The organism is Chryseobacterium subflavum (genome assembly GCF_055762745.1).
Genome location: NZ_JBVTMR010000002.1, coordinates 365,222 through 383,473 on the forward strand (window position 1 = coordinate 365,222; position 18,252 = coordinate 383,473).

14 protein-coding genes are annotated in these 18,252 nt (G+C 34.6%); 2 read left to right on the forward strand and 12 right to left on the reverse strand.

What is annotated here, in order from left to right; translation table 11 throughout:
* Positions 1-14 precede the first annotated feature (14 nt).
* Positions 15-2,636, forward strand: coding sequence for a type IX secretion system periplasmic lipoprotein PorW/SprE (gene porW / locus AC0INN_RS10955; RefSeq protein ID WP_306613201.1), 2,622 nt, complete (start codon positions 15-17; stop codon positions 2,634-2,636).
* Positions 2,637-2,652: 16 nt separating this feature from the next.
* Here the strand turns inward: porW and tsaB are convergent, their stop codons facing one another.
* The 7 genes from tsaB to rpiB form a co-directional block, all read right to left on the reverse strand.
* Positions 2,653-3,333, reverse strand: a complete 681-nt coding sequence (tsaB, locus tag AC0INN_RS10960) for a tRNA (adenosine(37)-N6)-threonylcarbamoyltransferase complex dimerization subunit type 1 TsaB (protein WP_273650246.1) — start codon at positions 3,331-3,333, stop codon at positions 2,653-2,655.
* A gap of 66 nt (positions 3,334-3,399) precedes the next feature.
* The gene (locus AC0INN_RS10965) at positions 3,400-4,149 is read right to left on the reverse strand and encodes an SDR family NAD(P)-dependent oxidoreductase (RefSeq protein ID WP_273650247.1); all 750 of its coding nucleotides are present in this window, start codon (positions 4,147-4,149) and stop codon (positions 3,400-3,402) included.
* 63 nt (positions 4,150-4,212) lie between these two features.
* Positions 4,213-4,584, reverse strand: coding sequence for a YraN family protein (locus tag AC0INN_RS10970; protein WP_273650248.1), 372 nt, complete (start codon positions 4,582-4,584; stop codon positions 4,213-4,215).
* 49 nt (positions 4,585-4,633) lie between these two features.
* Positions 4,634-5,563 (reverse strand): S66 peptidase family protein, encoded by a 930-nt coding sequence (locus AC0INN_RS10975; protein ID WP_273650249.1) that lies wholly within the window; start codon positions 5,561-5,563, stop codon positions 4,634-4,636.
* The gene (locus tag AC0INN_RS10980; protein WP_172281688.1) at positions 5,560-6,246 is read right to left on the reverse strand and encodes a LysE family translocator; all 687 of its coding nucleotides are present in this window, start codon (positions 6,244-6,246) and stop codon (positions 5,560-5,562) included. The genes AC0INN_RS10975 and AC0INN_RS10980 overlap by 4 nt, the downstream gene beginning before the upstream one ends.
* Before the next feature lie 66 nt (positions 6,247-6,312).
* Complete coding sequence (gene rnr / locus AC0INN_RS10985; RefSeq protein WP_273650250.1) at positions 6,313-8,463, reverse strand: ribonuclease R; 2,151 nt, start codon at positions 8,461-8,463, stop codon at positions 6,313-6,315.
* A gap of 248 nt (positions 8,464-8,711) precedes the next feature.
* Positions 8,712-9,146, reverse strand: coding sequence for a ribose 5-phosphate isomerase B (gene rpiB / locus AC0INN_RS10990; RefSeq protein WP_273650251.1), 435 nt, complete (start codon positions 9,144-9,146; stop codon positions 8,712-8,714).
* 551 nt (positions 9,147-9,697) lie between these two features.
* On the opposite strand from rpiB, the gene AC0INN_RS10995 reads away from it, so the two are divergent.
* Positions 9,698-10,888: a phosphoglycerate kinase gene (locus AC0INN_RS10995; RefSeq protein ID WP_306613206.1), complete on the forward strand. Its 1,191-nt coding sequence runs from the start codon at positions 9,698-9,700 to the stop codon at positions 10,886-10,888.
* Positions 10,889-10,957: 69 nt separating this feature from the next.
* On the opposite strand, the gene AC0INN_RS11000 is transcribed toward AC0INN_RS10995, so the two are convergent.
* The 5 genes from AC0INN_RS11000 to AC0INN_RS11020 form a co-directional block, all read right to left on the reverse strand.
* Positions 10,958-11,839, reverse strand: a complete 882-nt coding sequence (locus AC0INN_RS11000) for a C1 family peptidase (protein ID WP_172281696.1) — start codon at positions 11,837-11,839, stop codon at positions 10,958-10,960.
* 863 nt (positions 11,840-12,702) lie between these two features.
* Positions 12,703-13,524 carry a class I SAM-dependent methyltransferase gene (locus AC0INN_RS11005; RefSeq protein WP_273650253.1) on the reverse strand — a complete coding sequence of 274 codons (822 nt, stop codon included), beginning with the start codon at positions 13,522-13,524 and terminating at the stop codon, positions 12,703-12,705.
* Positions 13,525-13,634: 110 nt separating this feature from the next.
* Positions 13,635-15,497 carry a tRNA uridine-5-carboxymethylaminomethyl(34) synthesis enzyme MnmG gene (mnmG, locus tag AC0INN_RS11010; protein WP_273650254.1) on the reverse strand — a complete coding sequence of 621 codons (1,863 nt, stop codon included), beginning with the start codon at positions 15,495-15,497 and terminating at the stop codon, positions 13,635-13,637.
* A gap of 181 nt (positions 15,498-15,678) precedes the next feature.
* The gene (ybeY, locus tag AC0INN_RS11015; protein WP_273650255.1) at positions 15,679-16,089 is read right to left on the reverse strand and encodes an rRNA maturation RNase YbeY; all 411 of its coding nucleotides are present in this window, start codon (positions 16,087-16,089) and stop codon (positions 15,679-15,681) included.
* Positions 16,090-16,093: 4 nt separating this feature from the next.
* A complete protein-coding gene (locus tag AC0INN_RS11020) occupies positions 16,094-18,250 on the reverse strand; it encodes a patatin-like phospholipase family protein (RefSeq protein WP_273650256.1) in 2,157 nt (718 codons plus the stop codon).
* Positions 18,251-18,252: the final 2 nt, after the last annotated feature.

An 18,252-nucleotide genomic window follows, 5' to 3' on the forward strand; every position in this document is an offset into this window, starting at 1 on the left:
GTTATATTGAAATAATGAAAAAGAATATTTTATTCCTTTTAGCAGCATGTTTTGTTGTATCCTGTGCCACCAAGGTAAAAAAACCGGAGCAACGATCAAAGTTCTTAAAAGGTTTTTCCACATATTATAACACTTTATTTAATGCAAAAGATGCATTGAACAGTGAATTTACGACCAGAGATAAGGGGCATAAAGATAACTTTTATGCTCCTTATATTCCTATACTTACCTATGAAAATCAGCCCTTGGGAAGTGATCTTGGACAATCAACGGCCTTTGCAGAAAATTCTATGAAAATGGCCGAAGTAAATAAGCCTTCTAATTCTTCCGGAAGGGGAGCAAGCGGGCCTCCGGGTAAGCCTGGTCTCCAGGATATTCCCGGTATGGTAAAAGACAAAGTTAATTCCGCTGTTGCAGGTCTAACGGGAAATGATTCCAATCAGCCTGAGGTAAAAGGAGCTACCGCGCTTCAAATTGCAGAATCAAAGGCTTTAAAAGCTATCAATAAGTATTCGGTAGTGAGAAACGGGGAAGAAAAGAATAAACAGATTTTTGATGCCTATATGATCCTTGTTCAATCCCGGATCTATCAGGACAAACCTTTAGAAGCCCTTGATGCCTTAAATTATGTTTTCACTCATATGAAAGAAGACAAAAGATTACCATTAGCTAAGGTTTATCAGGGACAGGCTTATGCCCAGATGAAAGATTATCATAAAGCTCAGGAGATTTTCACTAAGCTGAAAGGAGAGGGGATCAGTAAAAATGATGATAAATTATTGAGCATTTATAATTCAGAAACTCTTTTGGATGCAGGTAAAAAAGAAGAGGCAGTAAAAGAACTTGACAGAGCATTTGAACTTAACAATAACAGTAAATTAAAAAGCCGAATTTCATATTTAAGAGGACAGATCCTGGAAGGACTGGGCCAGAATGAAAAGGCCAGAGAAAGTTTTTTAGCTGCTTATAAATATGCGAATGATTTTGAATTTGAAGTTAAATCGCAGATTGAAATCGCAAAAACCTTCAATGGAAAAGGGGATTATAATGGTGCTAAGAATTATCTGGAGAAGATCAGTAACAAGGGAACTTACATGTCCAGAAAGAATGAATTTTATTATGCTTTAGGACTTATGGCCAACAAGGCGGGTAAAAAAGAAGAGGGACAACAGTTTTTCAGAAAATCTTTGACGGAAAAGGTATCTGATCCGCAGGTTCGCGGTCTTGCTTATTACGAGATAGGAAAAAATTACCTGGACAAAAATGATTACATCGGTGCCGGAGCATATTATGACTCTGCGCTTGCTGTTATGACCTATGAACCATCTAAAGTCCTTTTAAAAGATCAGTCCGAGAATATTAAAAAGATCTCAAGAAACTATTACCTGATCAAAAAAAATGACAGTATTCTTTCATTAGCAAAAATGACTGATGCTCAAAAAACTGAATTTTTTGCCAAGCATATTGCCAAATTAAAAGCCAAGGAAGAAAAAGAAGAATTGGAAAGAAGACGTGCTGAAAGAAATAAAGGTTTTGACACGGGAGATTATAATTCCAACTCTATTTTTGCCAATAGTTCAACTTCTTTTGAAGATTTCGGAACAGCTCCTAAAGGATTTTATTTTAGCAATACGGGAACTGTAAGCAAGGGTACTTCCTCATTTAAACAGGTTTGGGGTGACAGGGCATTAAGTGATAACTGGCGTTATTCTAAAAAAATGTCTTCTATTGATGATATGAAGAATGAAGCGCTGGGAGTAACATCAGCTCCCGATCCGAGACGTTTTGAACCTGCTTTCTATATTGAACAGATTCCAACGGATGCGGGTAAACTAGGACAACTGAAAAAGGATAGAGATACGGCTTCTTTAGGATTAGGGATCATGTACCAGAACTATTTTACCAACACGCCTTTAGCGACTAAAACACTGTATGATCTGGTTGATGTAAAGCCGGAAGAAAAAGTACTATTGCAGGCGTTGTATGAAATTTTTGCAATGAATTATGAGAAAAACCCACAGGCATCAGAGAAGGCAAAACAGATCCTGTTGACAGATTATCCTTATACTTCGTATGCGGAATTTGCAAGAAATCCTAAAAATAATTCATTTGTAAAATCCTCTGAAGATGTTGAAAATGAATACAAAAGAGCATACGCATTATATGAAGCAGAAAAATTCAGTGATAGTAAGAATGTCATTGACCAGACTATTGAGAAGTATCCGAAAGATGCATTAGTCCCAAAATTGTATTTACTGAATGCTTTCAATACCGGAAAGTCCAGTGGTAAAGAAGTAATGATTCTACAATTGGAACAGATTGCATTAAATTATGCCAAAACACCTGAAGGTATTAAAGCTAAGGAAATGCTGAACTATCTGAAGAGTGATCTTGCGTTCCAGGCAACGGACAACAAAGGAAATACGATACCTCAGAACCAGAATAATGTACCAGTACAACCTGCTTCACAGAATAATGTTCCTACCGGCCCGGATAATAACGATCCTCAAAAAATACAGGACTTTAACGGCCAGCCACCTGTAAAGAAAAAATCAAAAAGGTTTGGGAATCCTGATCAGAATAAGCAGGATCTTCAAATGCAGAATCCGAATTCACAGCCTCCAAGGCCAAAATAAATAAAAAAGCGAAGATTTAATCTTCGCTTTTCTTTTTCTTTACTCCATGAAAATCTTTTACATAAAAAGGTTCAAAGTAGGCAATATCTTCGTAGTCTTTACTTTCTGTTTTTTCAAGCGTCTTCTTTATCAGGTGTTGTGCGGAAGGGTATACCTCTTCATTATATTCTGCGTTGGGTAACTGCAGTATTTCTTTTGCCTTTCTAGCGCCGTCTCCTACAAAAAGTATTTTTTTATCCGACCATTCATTAAAAGATTGTTCATCAAGAATTTTAGCTTCCGTAGAAGAAATCTCTTTTCCCGTAATACCGTCATAAGCTGCCGTATAAACCTCCATTCTCCTTGCGTCAACTAAGGGTATGATTACATCATAGTTTTGTCCTAAAAAGGGCTCTTTCATGCTTTCGAGAGAATTCACCGCAATCAGAGGAATTTTTAAACCATAACAAAATCCTTTTGCAGAAGCTGCACCAATCCTTAATCCAGTATAAGAGCCGGGGCCTTTTCCCAAGGATATGGCTTCAATCTCTTTAATGGAAATTCCTGCCCCTTCCAATGCCCACTCTACAAAGGTATGCAAGCTTTCGGATTGTTTATAGTTTTCAGAAACTTCTTCACATACACACAGGAGTTTATCATTATCTGAAATGGCAACTGAGCAGTTTTTAGAAGAGGTTTCTAGATATAATATTTTCATTTTTGTAAGCTTATCGGCAGGTTTAAATACACTTAAATAATATCTGCAAATTTAATCCTTTTAAATCTATTTTCTGTAGATTGTTCTCGGTTCACTTTGTGCACTCGGATAGATTGTCATATCTGACACATTCACATGTTTTGGAGCATTTACACAATAGGCAATAGCATCTGCTATATCTTCAGCCTTTAAAGGCTCATAACCAGCATATACGGTAGAAGCTCTTTCATGATCCCCTTTGAATCGTATCAAAGAGAAATCTGTTTCTACAGCTCCCGGCTGAATATTAGTTACTCTTATTCCGAATTCAGTGAGCTCCAAACGCATTCCTTCGGAAACGACATCAACTGCCTTTTTGGTCGCACAGTATACAACACCATTGACGTAGGTCTGTTTGGCAGCTACTGAGCTGATATTAACGATATGTCCGGAATTTCTTTCTTTCATTCCTGGAATAATCGTTTTAGAAACATATAAAAGTCCTTTTACATTTCCATCGATCATAGAATCCCAGTCGTCCGTTTTTCCAGCCGAAAGAGGATCTAAACCATGCGCATTTCCGGCATTATTAACCAAAACATCAATATTTTTCCATTCCTCAGGAAGAGAATTGATTGCATTTTCTACTTCTTCAAGGTTCCTAACGTCAAATTTTAAGCTGAGTACTTCTGTAAAAGCTGATAATTCGCTTTGTACAGACTCCAATACTTCGCTTCTTCTTCCACAGATAATAACCCTGTTTCCTTGTTTAGCAAAAAGCTCTGCTGTTGACTTTCCAATCCCGGAAGTTGCTCCGGTTATTAATATTGTTTTCATATCTTATTGTAGCAATTTCTTAGTAACCCGATCAGTGAATCACGGTACATTTTGAATTAAATTTTAATTGGCGTCAAATGCCTGGAATGCATCTTCAATATGTTCAAGAACCAATTTTCCTTTTTCATCCGGCAAAACTGAAATAATATCGAAGCGTACTTCCTTCACATGATTAAACTCTTCGAGATAATGATCAGCAGCATTAACAATAGATCTGATCTTTGTTTTCGTAACAGCTTCCTGAGGCAGCATAAAAGCATCTGTAGAACGTGCTTTTACTTCAATAACTACAATCAGATTTTTTATTTCCGAAATAATATCAATCTCGGCTCTTTGAAACCGGTAGTTTCTGGCAAGAATTTTATATCCGTTTCTCTGCAAATGTTCTACGGCAAAATCTTCTGCTATTTTTCCAAAATCATTGTGAGATGCCATCTGTCTTTTTTACATTTAAAAGATTAAAAAAGTGAAAATTAATGCCTGATTAAAATTCTATCTTAACTTTACTTCCAACTTTCATTTTCACATTTCCACCGATAATCAATGGTCTGTTGTCTTTGATATGTCCGTTTGGAAAACCAAAAATAACGGGAAATTTATATTTTGAAATTCTTTCAGAGATTAGTTTATAGGCAAATTCATCGAAACTTTCCTCATAATTTTTATTCTCTTTTTCATCACCCATATTGGTCATTCCACCAACAATAAGTCCTTTGATTTTTTTTAAAACTCCGGCTAATTCCAAACTCATGATCATTCGATCCAGGGCATAGTAATTTTCTCCGATATCTTCAATAAATAATATTTTACCTTTAAAATCAAAAGAGTAGGGTGTTCCTAAAAGTGCATAGATCAGAGCTAAATTTCCCCCAATCAATTCGCCTTCAATATTGCCTTCTCTATTCAATTGATTGGTCTGTAAACCATATTTTGGAGCTTTTCCTTTCAGAATATCAAAAACTAAATCATAGCTTTCTTCTGTAACTCCGAAACTGGAAGTTTTAATTGTCTGGCCATGAATAGATACAAATCCTTTTTTCAGTAAATAACTTTGGATTACTGTATTGTCTGAATATCCGATATACCATTTTGGATCTTTTAAAAACTGTGTAAGTTTTATGCGCTGGATAAGATGCTGACACCCGTATCCGCCCCTGGAGGCCCAGATCGCAGAAATTTCGGAGTCATTGAAGGCCCAGTTTATATCTTTCAATCTTTCCTTTTCTGTTCCGGCATAGTTGTATCCCTTAGAAAATCTGGTATACAAATGTTTTCCTAAAACAGGTTCAAAACCTTTCGCTTTAATCACGGAAATTCCTTTTTCGAGCTGGGATTCATCAACTGCTCCTGCCGGAGAAATAATAGCTATCTTATCTCCTTTTTTAAGGGACTTTGGAAAGATATTTTTTTTCATTTTGATTTTTGATATTTGACTTCTTTTTTCTCTGCTTCTTCCAGACGTTTATCAAACTGATTAAATTTTTTAAAGCTCTGTAAAAAGATGAAAAAACTGAAAATAATAAGAATTCCACCTACAATTCTTCTGATCTTATTGGCCAGCTTTTGAGTAAGCCTGTCATGGAATTGTTTGGCAAGGAAAATTTTAGCAAGATCAATGCATAAATAGGTGCCTATTACAATCCCTATATAAAGAATAAAATTACTGATGTCAGGGTACTGGTTTCTTACCGAAATAACAGTAACCAACCAGAAAAGAATAACACCTACATTTAAAAGATTGAAGAAAAAACCATTAATAAAAGTCTTAAAATAATTTTGACCAATGATTCTTTCTTCACCGGGCATATGCATCTTGGTTTTGGTAACCAACATAACAACCCCATATACAAAAATAAGAATGGATGTAATCCTGTAAAATCCAGGGTGCTTATCAATCAGGTTCACAAGATCCGCACTCGCATAATAGGCGGCCACAATGCAAAGCAAATCTGCCGTAATTACACCAAGATCAAGCGCTAAAGCATGTCTGGGACCTCTTGAGAAGCTGGTTTCAATTAAAAGGAAAAAAATAGGTCCTATGAAAACCAGGCTTAACATGAATCCTAATATGACAGCAGAAAGTACAAGTTCAAACATTTAATATGGCTTTAAAACGGAAAAAAATCCATCTCATTTTGTACAAATTTAGACTTTATGATTTAATTAATCAACAATCTTGAAATCCAGTTGTTTCTGAATCAGATTAGCTTTCACTACTTTGATGTGAACTTCATCTCCCAACTGATATTTTTTACCTGTTCGTGAACCATAAACAGCATGGGTTGTCTTATCATACACATAGGAATCATCTACAAGATCCCTTAGTTTAATAAGTCCTTCAGCTCCATTTTCAGGAATTTCTACCCAGAATCCGAATTCCGCAACTCCGGAAATCACTCCCTTGAAGTTTTCTCCAAGATGTTTCTCCATGAATTTCACCTGCATAAACTTAATAGAATCTCTTTCAGCATCTGCTGCCAGTCTTTCCATGGCACTGCAGTGTTTTGCTTTTTCTTCCAATTCAGCTCTGTCCGGAGATTTTCCACCATCCAGATAATGCTGGAGTAATCGATGTGCAAGTAAATCGGGATAACGACGGATCGGAGAGGTAAAGTGAGAATAGTACTCAAATCCTAAACCGTAATGTCCAATAGGTTCAGTAGAGTAGACTGCCTTACTCATACTTCGCATAGCTAGCGTTTCGATCATATTTTCTTCTCCTTTCCCTTTTACATCGTATAATAGCTTATTCAGGGATTCAGCTACTTTCTTCGTATTGGCAAGATTCATCTGGTATCCGAATGTGGAAACAAAATCTCTTAATGCTTCCAGTTTTGCCGGGTCCGGATCATCGTGAACCCTATATATAAAGGTATTATTGGTCATTCCTCCTTTATTCGTTAAAGAAACAAATTCAGAAACTTTTTTATTGGCCAAAAGCATGAATTCTTCAATCAGGTGATTTGAATCCTTGCTTATCTTAAAATAAACGCCGATGGGTTCATTGTTTTCATTAAGATTAAATCGTACTTCACTTCTGTCAAAAGTAATTGCGCCGTTTTTAATACGTCCTTCACGCATAATTTTTGCCAGTTTATCCAGGACAAGAATCTCTTCAGCCAGATCTCCCTGCTGTGTTTCAATACGTTCCTGAGCTTCTTCATAGGTAAATCTTCTGTCGGAATGAATAACTGTTCTTCCAAACCATTGTTTCTGAATCTCAGCATTATCATTCAATTCGAAAACCGCAGAGAATGTATATTTATCCTCATTCGGACGAAGTGAACATACATCATTACTTAAAACTTCAGGAAGCATCGGAACCACACGATCCACCAGATAAACAGAGGTTGCTCTCTGATAAGCTTCGTCATCTAAAATAGTTCCGGGAACTACATAATGGGAAACATCCGCAATATGGACACCGATTTCCCAGTTCCCATTCTTTAGTTTCTGGATGGATAACGCATCATCAAAATCCTTTGCATCTTTAGGGTCTATGGTAAAAGTACAGATCCCACGCATATCACGACGTTTTGCAACTTCGTCATCTGTAATCTGTCTGTTAATTTTATCCGCATCCTGTTCTACTTCTTCAGGAAATTCATAAGGTAAGCCGTATTCTGCAAGAATAGAGTGGATCTCAGTTTCATGTTCTCCCGGAGAACCTAAAACCTTAATAATTTCCCCTTCCGGATTTTTATCTCCTGGTTTCCATTCGGTCATTTTCACAACAACCTTGTCACCATCTTCAGCACCGCCAAATTTTCCTTTCGGTATAAATATATCTGTATTGATCGTCTTTTTATCACAAACTACAAATCCGAAATCCTTATGGCTTACCACCTGTAAGGTCCCCACAAATTCTGTACGTGTTCTTTCCAGGACTTCAAGAACAGAACCTTCTAATTTTTTCCCTTTGTAAGTGTAAGTAACAATCAGTACTTTATCCCCCTGTAAAGCATCCTTCACATTTTTTGAATGGATAAAGATATCATCTGTCATTCCTTCCACATTTACGTAGGCGTTGCCGGATTGGTTAAAATCAATCACACCGGTAAGTGTTCCGGCTATTTTTAAATTGATAATGTATTTTCCTTTATCAGTCTCTTTTATTTTTTCAGAAGCCTGCAGCTTGTGCAAAGCCTGGATTACAAGTTCCCTTTGTCTCGGATTCTTGTAATCTATTCCGTCTGCGATCTGCTTATAATTATAGATCTTGGACGAATTTTCATTCATAAACCTAAGGATTAATCTACCGATCTCCATTAATTTATGGTCATTTTTTTGACTTATATATTTTCTTTTTTTCATTTTTTAATTATTGTTTAAATAACATCAACAGCATTATTTCCCTCCAAATTTTTAACAACGGAAGTTTTAGTTCGTATAAATTTAATACAAAAATGGAGAAGAGAAGTGAAAAACCTGGTATAAATAAATTTAATTTATCTGTAAAGGTTTTGGGGAGAATAAAGAATGTGTTTCTATTTGTTCGGTGCAAAGATAAGTATTTTAAAATAAATAAGGCTTGTAATTTGATTTACAAGCCTTTATATTTTTTAGCAAACTGCTATCTTATCTACTCTTGTTTGGTGTCTGCCACCTTCAAAATTAGTAGAGAGAAATTTTTCTACAATTTCTATCGCCAGTTCTTTTGAGATAAATCTTGCAGGCATTGAAATCATATTCGCATCATTATGTTGTCTTGCCAACGTTGCAATCTCCGGCATCCAACAAAGAGCACAACGGATCTTCTGATGCTTGTTAGCAGTGATCTGTACACCATTTCCACTTCCACAGATCAGAATTCCTAATTCGTTTTCCCCATTTTCTACGGAAGTTGCTGCAGGGTGTACAAAGTCAGGATAATCCACACTGTCTGTGGAAAACGTTCCAAAATCCTGAATATCAAATCGTTCTGAAAAATAGTTTTTAACAATCTCCTTATATTCAAAGCCTGCATGATCGGCTGCGATCGCAATTTTTCTTTTCATAGTAGTTATATTAAACTTTATATAGATTTATTTCCTTACAAATTTAAGTATTAAATATCAATTGTTAGTTGATCATTGGTTAATTGTGAAAAGCATTGTGAATAACTGTGGAAAACTTTTATAAACTAAATATTTTTCCAATACTAAAATTTACTAATGAGAAAAATCTTTGGAAAGCCAACGGAAAATTTCAAAAATCTTTTTTGGAAGAATTCATTAGCTTTTCCATAAATGAGTAATTAATAATTAAAATTGTTAACAACTAAACGATTTTTGTTAGTAACCCTTTAAATAATCAGATTTACAAGAAATTATATTGTGAATTAAATATGAATTACATAAAAATTTAGTGTTATCAACTTTTTAGGGTAAAGTTATCCCCGAAACTCACAACACTCAACAACAATACTCATTCTTCTTTTATCAAAAAAAAAAAATTGTTGGTTAGTGAGTGTTGGGCTTGTGGGAAGTTTTTTGAAAACTTTTTTTTATTCGATCTTTTTCAAAAGTTTAAAATCTTACATTTGTGAAACGAAAATTCTAAGATATTTATGAAAACAGTGAATGATTTCAATTTTAAAGACAAAAAGGCTTTAGTAAGGGTGGATTTTAATGTTCCGCAAGATGATCAGCTTAAAGTTACGGATAATACAAGAATTGCTGCGGTTAAACCAACTATTGATAAAATTCTTAATGATGGAGGATCTGTGATTTTAATGACTCACCTGGGAAGACCTAAAGGAGAGGTGAAAGACGAGTTTTCATTGAAGCATATTCTTGAGGAAGTATCCAATATTTTAGGAAAAGAGGTAAAATTCATAGAAGAATCTGTAGGACCAAAAGCTGAGCAGGCTGCTTCCGAGCTTAAACCTGGTGAAATTTTATTATTGGAAAATCTTAGATTTCATAATGAAGAAGAGAAAGGAGATGAAGGCTTTGCTGAGCAGCTTTCTAAATTAGGAGATGCCTATGTGAATGATGCATTTGGTACTGCACACCGTGCACATGCTTCTACAGCTGTAATCGCTAAGTTTTTTGATTCAACTAAATTTTTCGGTTTACTAATGGCTAATGAGCTTACAGCTATTGATAAAGTTTTAAAGAATGGTGAAAGGCCTGTAACTGCGATACTTGGAGGATCTAAGGTTTCAACTAAAATTACCATTATAGAAAATATTCTACCTGCCATTGATAATTTAATTATTGGTGGTGGAATGGCATTTACATTTATTAAAGCTCTTGGAGGTAAAATAGGTAATTCCTTGGTGGAAGAAGACAAGTTACCTTTAGCACTGGAAATTTTGGCTAAAGCAAAAGAGCATCATGTGAAAGTTTATCTGCCATCTGATACGATCATTGCAGAAAGTTTTAATAATGATGCTGATAGGAAGGAAGTAGATATATATGCTATTCCTGAAGGATGGATGGGATTGGATGCAGGTTCAAAATCAAGAGATCAGTTTAATGACGTTCTATTAAATTCAAGAACTATTTTATGGAATGGTCCTATCGGAGTATTTGAAATGTCTAATTTTGCTGCCGGGACTATTGCACTTGGAGACAGTATAGCTGAGGCAACAAAGCTGGGAGCTTTTTCCTTAGTAGGTGGAGGTGACAGTGTTGCTTTTGTTAAGCAATTTGGTTACGGAAATAAAGTGAGCTATGTATCTACCGGTGGGGGAGCGATGCTTGAAAGTCTTGAAGGACTGGAACTTCCCGGTATTGCTGCGATCAATAAGTAAAAACTGTTATTATATATAAAGAAAATAACCCTCTCAATGTGAGAAGGTTATTTTTTTTGAAATCATTATTTATTGAACATATGCTACGTAACATTCGTTAATCGCACCATTAGTTGTTTTGGCAAAGAATGAATAATCGATCCAGAAATATCCATTGTTGCCCCAATTTGTTCCCCATTGGTTTTGTACTTTAAATGCCTGTTTGGCATCATCATATCCTATTACCGCAATGGCGTGGCCACCTCTGCTGCTACCTGAATGTGACTTCCAGATCCATCCGTTAGATGAACTTAAATGATCAAAGCTGTAATCTACTGTTACTGCGATAACTATGGGTAAATTCATGCTTAGAAGTGTTTTTACATTACTGATATCTGTTTTATCAACCGTTGCCCAGGTGGTAAATTTGTGAGTGCTTGCGGCATTTTTCTGTGAGGAATTTGGCTGAGTAGAACATCCTGTATCTGTATAAGGCATTTCCGCCCAACTGCAAACACCCTGATTTTTAATCAGATTTAATCCATCACTTACATAAGCACCTGCATCACAAGATCCGAGCTTGATTTGATTATAAACGTACTCGGGGCTTCTTTTGGCAGTAACTCCTTTGAAATTAGATTCCAGACCACTAGCTGTGGTATAAGCTGTTGCCCAGGCAACACAAGAACCTTCTGCTCCCTGGTCTCCAATTGCGGGAAGACCGGGAATTAAATAACTTGAAGCAAGTGCATTTTTTGCTGCTTTTTCGGTCTTACCCTTTAGTCTTAAGGTTAGCTCATTGATGTTTACTTTAGCGAAATTGTTGTAAGTAGTTTGATCAATCAGCTTTGCTCCCAATGAGTGAAGTTGCTGTTTTTCTGAAGATTGCGTGTTTAAATCTTCGTCTCTTTTTTCGCATGCTGTAATGGATAGCATTCCTATTGCTATCATTACGAGTTTAAAATTTTTCATTGATTAATATTTAAAATGGTTCTGTGAATGTATAAATTATTTTCACATATCAATGATTTATTTTATGTAAAACATAAGAATTGATAAACAAAATGCAATTATTAATATTTTTTACTTAATTATTTTTATTTCTGTTTATTTTATTTTTATATTTTACCATTTGTTTTAAATATTTTAATATTTAGTGTGTTTTTATTACTAATTAAGTTATTTTGTTTATTTTTTTTCTTTAAATAAATTATTTAACTAAATAATTTATTTTATATAATTTAAAATATTTATATTTTTTTTCAAGTTTTAACCTGAAATTTTAATTTTATTCATAATTTTTCCTTTTTAAAATGAAAAAAATGGTGTTAAATGTTTGTTTTTGGTAATTTTTTAAATATCTCTAGTGAATTGGTGGTGTTATTAATATGTTTTTTATTATTTCTAATATGGTTGATTTTATTAATTAAAATACTAAGTTTAAAAGTGAGAGATGGTATTTGTCTATAGATTTATTAAGTTGGTGATTTTTAATAATCCAAGGGTAATTTTTAAATCGATAGGGGTAGGAGAGAAATTTGGAAATGTATTTTTCATTTTGATTTAATGATCTATTGCAGAGTTTGAAATAATGTTAAATGAGAATTGGAGATAAAAATTATTTATTGATTTAAGTTTTGTCGATTCTTATTACATTTTATATTTTGAATAGTAAACATAAATAAATAAAAAAGGTCTGATAAAATATCAGACCTTTTATTCAAGGTAATTTTACAAATTATCTTGAATTTTTAATTATTAATTTCTTCACTTTTTTATTTTGGAGCCAAATTTGTCAAAAATTGACCTTCAGAAATATATCAAAAATCGATTTTCTATCTTTTTTCGATAATATATATCAAACTTGAAAATTCGTTCGAAAAAAGGGCATTTACGTTAGAAATCGTTCCGTAGATGATAGCTTTCAGCCAAAAAAGTGGTGATTTTTTATATTTTTCGCTGAGCATTGAGATGTAATATGAATCCAGGACAAGCGGTTTGATTTTTCTTAATTTCCAATCTGGATTTTTTGATATTAAATTTTCCATGCCTTTTTTTGAAAAATGAAAGATATGTCTTGGAACGTCATAAGCAGCCCAATATTCTTTGTAGTGTTTTGCATCATACGAAGTAGGGTTGGGTACGGCAATGATCAGAAGTCCTTTTTCTTTTAATTTATTATGAAAGATTTCCAGGATCTCTGACTGATTTTCAATATGTTCAAAAACATGCCATAATGTAATTGCATCAAGACTATTATCTTCTAAGGAAGTAACGTTATCTATTATTTTAGCTTTTGTTACTTTGCTCTGTGCAGCTTTTCTTGCATCTGGATTAGGTTCATATCCAAACGTCTGAAAATCATTTTCTATAAATTTTACAAATTCTCCGGCGCCACAACCATAATCCAGAACTTTTGAATTCTTATTAATACGATCTATGAGAATTGTTTTCTTATATTGAAGATTGAAAGACTGAAGGAATTTATATACTTTTTCTTTTAGGCTTCCTGAATCCTGATGATGGGAAATGTAATCCTCGCTTTCGTAGTATTTTGAAATGTTGGATGGAATAGGGGAGGTTTTGAAAACTCCTTTAGTTTCTGTTTCTTTAATTTCAAATATTTCCTGAGTCAGAAAGTGATCTTTAATTTTCATTAAAATATTCTTTTATGGTAAAAATTAAGATATTCAGAGTTTATATAAAGCTCATAAATACCTTAATTTTGTTTTAAATTTAATTATGTTTCACGTGAAACATAATGTAATTATCGTCCTAAATAGACCAGTAAAACGTTGATATCAGCTGGGGATACACCACTGATTCTTCCTGCTTGCGCAATTGTTTTTGGTCTTACATTATTCATTTTTTGTTTAGCTTCAGATGATAAACTTGAGAGTTTTAGATAATCAAAATCTTCTGGAATTTTAATGTTTTCCAAACGGTTCAGTTTTGCAACATTTTCTTTCTCCTTTTCAATATATCCTTTGTATTTGATATTAATTTCAGCTTGTTCCCTTACTTCATCGTCAAACTGAGAGGCTACATCTTTAATAATATCAATATTTTCAAGCTTTTCTAATGTAATATTAGGTCTGGTAAGAAACTGAGAAGCTCTGTAGGCTTGATCTACAGGATTACTTTCTTCACTTTCTAGAATAGGATTGATGATTCCGGGTTTTAAAGAAGTTTCTCGCAAGAATGTTTCAAGTTCCTCACTTTTAGCTATTTTTTGCTCAACTTTTCTTAATCTTTCTTCTTTTGCAAGTCCAAGTTGATACGCTTTTTCAGTTAATCTGATATCCGCATTATCCTGTCTTAAAAGGAGTCTGTATTCGGCACGTGAAGTAAACATTCTGTAAGGTTCCTCTGTACCTTTGGTAATAAGATCATCAATTAAAACTCCTATATATGCTTCATCCCTGTTAAGAATAAATTCTTCTTTACCGTGTACTTTATTATGGGCGTTGATACCTGCCATTAAACCTTGACCGGCCGCTTCTTCATATCCTGTAGTACCATTAATTTGTCCGGCAAAATATAAATTATCAATTAGTTTTGTTTCTAAGGTATGCTTTAACTGGGTAGGGGGGAAGTAGTCGTATTCAATGGCATAGCCCGGACGGAAAACCTTTACGTTTTCGAATCCTGGAATATGTTTCATAGCTTTGATTTGTACATCTTCCGGTAAGGACGAACTAAAGCCGTTTACATATATTTCTACTGTTCTCCAGCCTTCGGGCTCTACAAATAACTGGTGTCTTGTACGTTCAGCAAATCGGTTGATTTTATCTTCAATACTAGGGCAATATCTTGGACCTAAACTCTGAATGGTACCATTAAACATAGGGCTTCTGTCAAAACCTTCGCGTAGAATATCGTGTACGGTTTCGTTGGTGTATACGATATGACAACTTAATTGTTTGGTTAACTTCGGAGTATCTAAGTAACTGAACTTTTGTGGTTTTTCATCTCCTTTTTGCTCTTCCATTTTGGAATAATCAAGGCTTCTTCCATCTACTCTCGGTGGAGTACCGGTTTTCATTCTTCCGGCTTCAAAACCTAAAGATACCAATTGTTCTGTAATGCCAAAAGCTCTGGGTTCTCCCATTCTTCCACCTCCCAATTGTTTATCGCCAACGTGGATCAAACCATTAAGGAAAGTACCGTTTGTGAGGACTACAGATTTAGCTTTAATTGAAATTCCTAAAGAAGTTACCACACCAACTACCTGGTTATTTTCAATAATAAGCTGCTTTACCATATCCTGAAAGAAATCAAGATTGGGTGTATTTTCTAATGCTAAACGCCATTCTTCAGCGAAAAGCATTCTATCGTTCTGGGTTCTGGGTGACCACATCGCAGGACCTTTTGAAAGGTTCAGCATTTTAAATTGTATGGCTGATTTATCAGCTACAATTCCTGAATATCCTCCCATAGCATCAATTTCACGTACGATCTGCCCTTTAGCTATTCCTCCCATAGCAGGGTTACAGCTCATTTGACCAATGGTCTGCATGTTCATTGTAACGAGCAGGGTTTTTGATCCTAGGTTTGCAGCTGCGGCTGCAGCTTCGCAACCTGCATGGCCTGCACCTACTACTATTACGTCATATATTTCTGAAATCATTTTTTATACCTGTTTTAAGGCTTAAATTTTAATCTTTTTACTAAATGTTTCACGTGAAACATTTTTTTTAAATACTGCTTTAATAAGCCTATATTCATTGTTTTTCGCCATGTTTATTTCGCTTCATTCAAAAAAATAAATTAAAAAAACATGGTGTAAAGATTACAAATGCCAAACTACATTATCCAATGTATTTAGCTAGATAGAAATCTTCTTTACTTCGCATTTCTTTTTCTTCTTCTTCGGTCTTGTCCTTATATCCGCAAAGATGAAGGATGCCATGTCCTAGAACCCTTCTTAATTCTTCTTCATAATTTTTTGATAGGGTAGAAGCATTATCTGAAATGCGCTGCAAAGATACGAAAATCTCTGCGCTTATTGTTTTGCCTTTAACATAATCAAAAGTGATGATGTCTGTATAGTAATCATGTTGTAAATAATCCTGATTAATTTTAAGTAAATATTCATCATCACAAAAGATGTAATTGATTTCACCTAATTTTTTTCCTTCTGAAAGAATGATATCTTCCAGCCATTTTGTATAGTCTGTGTTCACAGATTCCGGTAAGTTTTCGTAAAAGAATTGTATCATTTTTTTAAAACCAGTGTCCTAGTATTACACTGAATATGCCTTTTTGATTATTTTTTAGAGAGTGACTGAAATTAATTTTAATTTGTCCGAACGGAGATTTATATCCTGCTGTTATTCCCAGGGAACTGTAGTTAAGTTTAGCTGCGTTTTCAAAAGTTATATCGTTGGAAAGGTTCGCAAAAGAGAAGTTTCCACTTATGAAATAATTTTTGTTCAATTTAAACTGAAGATCATTAGATACTAAAACAACGTTGTTAGTACTTAGCTGTGCAAAATAAAATCCTGCAAAACTTCTGAAATTAACTACATTCTGTTCAAAAATTCCTCCCAGTTTATATTTATAGAATTCCGGGAGATTTTCACCGATTGTTATTCCTCCATATAAATTCAGACGATAAGTAAATTGTTTTGCCAAAGGAATATTTATTCTGATATCAGCTTTTACCTGAACAATTCTTTTTTCAAGTTCAGATTTCATCAGATCGACCACTTTTCCTTCAGCAGCTATATAAATTCCTTTTGTAGGAAAATCCTTATCGTTTTGAGTATCGCTTTTTATAAATACATAGGGATTAAGGAAACGGCTTACTCTTTCATTTGATCCGTTCATATCAGCACTGAAATAATCGTGGCTGATCCCGCCGCCGATTGCAAACTTATCTTTCCATACGGATTGGATATAGGCTTCATTTCTTAACCATTTCCAGCTGTCAACAACATTATTATTGATGTCTTTAAGATCAATGCTCATTCCCGAAGAGTAGATCCCGAATCCCGGAATGTATCCGTTATCAATGAAATAATTGAGATAATACCTCGGCTGGTCACCCACAATAACGTCAAGCGACAGATTTGAATTTCTGAATAAGAGTCTTTTTGCAGAATAGTTTAGAAGCAATCCTGTTTTGAAAACATCATCATAGTGTAGTCCGAATTTAAAAAAATGTCTGGCATCGTCTTCGGTTACATACAATTTAAGATAATTGGCATTATTTTCCGATACAATGTCATAATTGATGAACTTGTAATTATTAGTTGCTACCAGTCGGTCTATTTTTTTGTTAATGCTACCGTAAGTTTCCATAGATGGAAGGTGTAATCCCATTTTCCCCAGAGCATAGTTTTTACCGTAAATTTTGCTTCCAATTAAGGAAATGCTATCAATCTTATATACGTTGGAATAAATTGGATTTACGCGCTGTCTGAGGCGGTCAAAAGAACGCTTGGGTAATTGATTCAGTATGTCAACATATTTGAGTCCTTCAACATATCCGCTATCCAGGATTTTTTTCTTTTCATCGTAGCTGGTCGCGGACATTCCTTTAAGGTCCGGTTTGATATTAATATCAGTATACTTGTACTGACGTTTTGTATCCTTGTGGATGTTCATATCAATAACCTGGTTAAGAATGGCTATAATATTGTTTAAATCTTCTCTTTTTGATAAGTCCTGGTTAAGGTCCACACCAATAACGATATCGATTCCTTTGTCCTTTAATGGCTTTGATGGATAGTTAACAGTCATAGCACCGTCTATGTAAATACTGTCGCCAACTTTTACCGGATCCATTAAAGAAGGAAATGCGGAACTTGCCATGATAGATTCTACGAGATCACCTTTTTCAAAAATCTGCATATTCCCACTTTCCAGATTCGTAGCAACACACATAAAAGGAATTGGTAATTTGGAGAAATCGTCAATGTTCGAAACATTTTTAAACAGTTCCTTTAACAGGTAAACATTTTTCTGTCCAGTACTGATAGAAGAGGGGAGATTGATCTTACCATGCTTAATGGGAATGGAAAGAAGATATTTGTCAACAGATTTATTAAAGAATGTGCTTTCCTTTCTGGATTTAGGATCCATGATCAGAGAATAGAAATCGGTATCCATAACGATTTTTTCTATTTCTTTTCCGGAATATCCTGAAGCATATAGTCCTCCAACAATAGCTCCCATACTGGTTCCTGCAACATAGTCAACTTTTACTCCCAGGGAGTCGAGTACCTTTAATACTCCAACATGAGAAAATCCTTTAGCTCCTCCGCCGGCAAGTGAAAGTCCTATCCTTGGATTTTTTGGAATCACGAGCCCTTTTCTTACCTGCGATTGCAGCAAAAGTAATTGGAATATGAACAGGAGGACCAGGAGTTTTCTCATAG